General features: G+C 26.3%; 2 protein-coding genes and 2 pseudogenes. All 4 read left to right on the forward strand.

Annotated features, from left to right (window positions below; genetic code table 4):
• Nucleotides 1–1141, forward strand: a pseudogene (locus AB668_RS05220) (IS3 family transposase); the annotation flags it as partial.
• Between the two features lie 256 nt (nt 1142–1397).
• Nucleotides 1398–3293 carry a M13 family metallopeptidase gene (locus AB668_RS00325; RefSeq protein ID WP_050517142.1) on the forward strand — a complete coding sequence of 632 codons (1896 nt, stop codon included), beginning with the start codon at nt 1398–1400 and terminating at the stop codon, nt 3291–3293.
• Nucleotides 3294–3613: 320 nt separating this feature from the next.
• Nucleotides 3614–3829, forward strand: a pseudogene (locus AB668_RS00330) (IS1634 family transposase); the annotation flags it as partial.
• A 512-nt stretch (nt 3830–4341) separates the two neighbouring features.
• The coding region (locus AB668_RS00335; protein ID WP_235443309.1) for a transposase at nt 4342–5434 on the forward strand (1093 nt) is incomplete at its 3' end.

Raw genomic sequence — 5434 nt, forward strand, 5'->3', positions numbered from 1 at the left:
AAAAAAAAAAAAAAAGACTTGACAATGCACTTGGCATATGCATTAACATTATCTTTGTGAAAAAGTAAATATTATAGTGATGGTTTTGCTGGTATTTATAAATTGATAGGAAATGTAAAAGATATCTATAACATGCCATCTAACAAAAAGAAGTTAATTGAAACAGAAGATAAGACCAAAGAACAATTAGCACATGAACTAGAATTAGCAAGAGCTGAGATTGTTTATTTAAAAAAGTTGAGAGCTCTAATTCAATCAAAAACAAAGAAAAGTCAAAAATCATAATAGAATTAGAGCAAAAATTTCCTAATATAAAGATGAGTTATTGACTTAAATTGCTAGATATTAATAAATCAAGTTTTTATGAATGAAAGCAAAAATTAAGACAAAATATCGATAGAAACGATAAATACAAAGAAATTACTTCAAAAATTGAAGAGATTTTCTACGATAATGACCGTGATTTTGGTCATAAACGTATACACATTCAATTAAAACTGTTAGGTTATAAAATTAGTAAAAAGAAAGTGTTACAGATAATGAAGAAAACGGTTGAATTTCTATTTATAACGCTTCTAGACGTCGAAAATACAGTTCTTACAAAGGAACTGTCAGAACCGTTACTAATAACGTAATAAAAAGAGATTTTAAAGCAGATGGACCATTTTTAAAAATATTTGGTGATTTAACCGAATTAAAGTTCGGAAAACAAAAACTATATTTACAAATCTATAAAGACTCATTCAACAATCAGATCGTTAGTTACAGCTATGGAACTAGACCAACTGTTGATATGACAAATAGAGCTCTTGATAGCTTTATAGACAAGATAATTCCTGGTGAAACTATAATACATACCGACCAAGGAATTCATTACCAACATAAATCATTTGTAGAAAAATTAGAAAAAGCAGGTTCTATTCAAAGTATGTCTAGAAAAGGAAATTGTCTAAACAATTCACCTGCAGAAAATTTCTTTAGTATATTAAAAAGAGAAATGTTCTATAATAGAAAATATAAAAATATTGATCAAGTTATTGAGAAATTAAATTGATATATTTATTGATATAATAATAAAAGAATTAGATTAAAACTAAGCGGACTAACACCTGTTGAATATACAAGACAGGCTTCCACTTAAAAAAGTCCAGATTTCGGGGTACGAGCATTTATTTATTCTTTTCTTTTGTTTTTTAAACAGTGGTTTTTATTATACACAATAAAAATTATCTTCACCTTTTTATTTAAACGTGTTATTTAATAGTGATACAATAAAAAATTCAAGTCAACTAATGTTGTTCTTGAGCTTTTGTTGTAGGTAAAAAGAAATTATTGAGCAAATATCTATGACAACTTATAATAAAATCTATGAGAGATTACTCAAATAAGGAGTCGCAATGAAATATAATGTAAAAGATAATCTATTCAAGGCTATTAATAATGAATGATTAGAAACAACTAAAATTCCATCAGATCGCTCTTCAACAAGTGAATTTGATGAACTAGACATTCGCAATGAAAAAATAGTTACACGTATGGCAAAAAAAATTTTACAACAAAACAAGACAAACAAATTAAGTGATGTTAACTTAATTAATTTTGCCAATTTCTACAAATTAACAAGTGATATTGAGAAAAGAAACGAGTTAGGTGTAAGTCCACTAAAGCCTTATTTTGATCAAATTTTAAATCTTTCATCACTAAAAGAGCTACAAGACAACTATGTGAAATTTATGTTAAGAGGCTATGAGCTACCTATTAGTTTTGGTGTTTTTTTAGACTTTTTAGATTCATCAATCCAGACTCTTTATGTAAGTATTGCTAATCATATTCTTCCTGACAAAAGTCACTATGATATAAAAGAACAAAAAGCAGCGTTTCTAAAATCATTTAAAGCAATGGCTAGAAAGTTATTAACACTATTTATTAAAAACACTTCTGAAATTAATAAAATCATTCACAAAGCTTTAAAGTTTGATGAAATTATTGCTAAATACTCACTAACTTCGCTACAAAAAGTTCGTTATACTGAACTTTATAAACCTTATGATTACAAAAAAATTGTTGCTAAGACCAAGTATTTTAATATTGCTAGCATAGTAAGTAAAGTAATTAATGATGAAGTTGATAAAATAATTTTTTCAGATGATAATTTTGCATTAAATATTGATAAAATCTTAAACGAAAAAAACTTTGAATTAATTAGAGCTTGAATGCTTATTAAATTAGTTTTAACTTTTGCACCATATCTAGATGAAAAAACTCGTACTTTAGCATCTAAATATTCGCTATTTGTAAGCGGTCAAGACAAGGTTGAAAATAAAAATAAACACGCCTTAAATTTAGCATTAAAATTCTTTTCTATGCCAATAGGTGTATATTTTGGTAAAAAACAATTAGGTGCAAAAGCTAAAAGTGATGTTGAAAAAATGGTTAAACATATGATTGAAATATACAAAAAAAGATTGCAAAAAAACACCTGATTGAGTCAAAATACAATCGATAAAGCAATTTTAAAATTGAATACTTTAAATGCACATATTGGATATCCTACTGAATTAAGACCTTATTATAGTGAACTAACAACAACATCAAATTTATTGATTGAAAATGTTTTAAAATTTAATGAAATATTACATAAATACAACTTAAATCAATATAAACAACCAATTAATAAAAACTATTGAATTATGACCCCATACCAAGTTAACGCCTACTATCACCCAATGTACAACCACATTGTTTTTCCAGCTGGAATATTACAAGGTGCCTTCTATTCAATTAAACATACAACCTCAGAAAATTATGGTGGTATTGGAGCTATAATTGCTCATGAAATTTCACATGCATTTGACAATAATGGTGCTAATTTTGATGAAAAAGGTTGTTTAAAAATGTGATGAACACAAGAGGATTTTGCTAAATTTACCAATAAAACCAAAGCAATGATTGATCTTTTTGAAGGTGTTGAAACTGATTATGGTAAATGCAATGGTCAACTAACTGTTAGTGAAAATATTGCTGATGCTGGTGGTGTAAGTTGTGCATTAGAAGCTGCTAAAAGAGAACCTGACTATAGTGCTGAAAAATTCTTCATTAATTGAGCAAAAACTTGAAAAGCTAAATTTAAACCTGAACGTGCTAAACGTTTACTTGAACAAGACCCACATGCACCTGCTGAATTAAGAGCTAACATCCAGGCGGCTAATAATGAAGAGTTTGTTAAAGCTTTCAACATTCAACCAGAAGACAAAATGTATATTGCTCCTAAAAAAAGAGTTAAAATTTGATAATAAAAACAGGTCTTATATTTCTTTTTAATATTAAAGTAAGAAATGTTTTTTGATTTTAAAAAGCTGTATGAAAACCAACTTTCAACCAATTAAAAAATGAAATCAAATAATTTATTAAATGATATAACAATAAAAAAAATTTAAAACATTTAAAACGAAAAACACCTAACAGATGTGAAGTACTTATATAAAAAACCAACACAACTATTTTCCTACGTTTCCCACTTAGTTACAAAAACAGCACGTTTTTATTAGCTATATTTTTTATAAAAAAATATAAATATCTATACTTTTATGCTTAAATATGATATAATAGAAATATGAAAAAGTCAAGAAAAGATACAAAAAGACAATGAAGAACATCAATAGCAAGAGTTAAGAAGGGTGAATATTTATCAATTGGGGTGCCGAGAAGAGATAACAAGGGGTTTGAATTCAGATTCGGTTATGGTTATTTACATGAATTGAAAGAATATCATGATGATCCACTAACTGTGATTAAAGCAATTATTGAAAACTTCCCACTATCTTGAACTATAAAAGTTCTACCTAATATGACTATAGAAAAACTTGAAAATTAAGCAGTTTTTTATAAATAACCTTAAAATGTATAAGATCAAGCATGAATAATTACTTAAAATTAATTTAAACAGACATGGAATAAGTTAAAAAAACTATTATTTTATGTCTTTTTTTTATGTTATAATATAGATATAATGCTATATAAAAGGAAAAGAGAGATAAAATAGCGATACCTTTAGAAATAAGACAAGTTGCAAGACCTAAAAACACAGTTGTAAAAGATTATTTTGGAAAATATAAAGTTGTAAAAAGAACTAGTAAATACGTTAACGGAAAAGCTATACCAGTTGATCTGGAAATAGTTGGTGAAATAATAGATTTTCAATTTGTACCTTTTGAAACACCAATTCCAGTTGGTCAAAGATCAAAAAAGAAAAAAGAATTAATTGAAACAGGTACTGATGTTAAAGAGTATGGAAACGTTGCAATATTTACAAAAAACAGTGAAGATGTTTTAGAAAAATTATTGAAACATTTTGATGATGTAACTACCTTAAAACTTTATGTTATTGCATTGATAAGATGTGCTTATCCAAAAGCAGTTAACAGAGATTTAAAGCATTATTATGAAACTTCATTCTTATCAGAAATATTTAAAAAAGTTGGACTTTCAGAATCTCTTCTTCCTGAATTTTTTGAAAAAACTGGGCGTGCTTATTTAAGAATCAAAAAATTTATGGAAGATAGAATGCAAGAATTTAAAGGTAAAGTTCAAATTATTGATGGAACTCTAAAATCATACAATTCTAGTGATTGTACTTTTTCGCAATGATCAAGAAAAGGAAAAGTAAAAGGTAGTAAAGATTTCACTTTATTGTATACTTGTGATTTAGAAACAAAAGAACCGATTTATCAAAGACCATATCAAGGAAATATGCTAGATAGTAGCATTTTTGAGGATTTTTTAGAAAAAGTTCCAAGCAATGATGAGATTTTAATAGCTGATAAAAGGTTTAGAACAAATGCTATTTCTGATTTATTAAAACAAAACAAAAACATTAAATATCTACTTCCTTTAAAAAGAAATACAAAATTCATTAAATCTGAAAATTTTATAGATAAACTAACTCCTGTAAGCATTAAAGGAAAACAACTTTTAGGTTCTAAAGAACAAATAAACAACAAATTTTACTATTTATTTAAAGACTTAGAAATTGCTGGAAAAGAAAGTATTGGTAGGTATCAAAGACATTTGAGAAAAGATAATTTTGATATTTCTGAATTCAAAAAAGAAGAAGAATATTTTGGAACAATTGCTTTTGAATCAAATGTAGATTTGAGTTTAGAAGATGTATACACACTTTATGATCAAAGATGAGAGATTGAAGAAATGTTCAATTTTTACAAAAACATTTTAGAATTATCAAAAACCAGAGTTCATTCTGAAATGAAAGTTTATACAACTGAATTTATAAACTACTTATCATTAATAATTGGAACACGTGTTAAGAACCAATTTATTAAATTGGACTTGCACAAAAATTATTCTTTCAAACAAATAATAGAATATTTAAGAAGTTATAAAATGGAACAGATAAGTGGTAAAGAATGAAAGAAAA

The organism is Mycoplasma sp. HU2014, assembly GCF_001199495.1.
Lineage (GTDB): Bacteria > Bacillota_I > Bacilli_A > Mycoplasmatales > Mycoplasmataceae > Mycoplasma.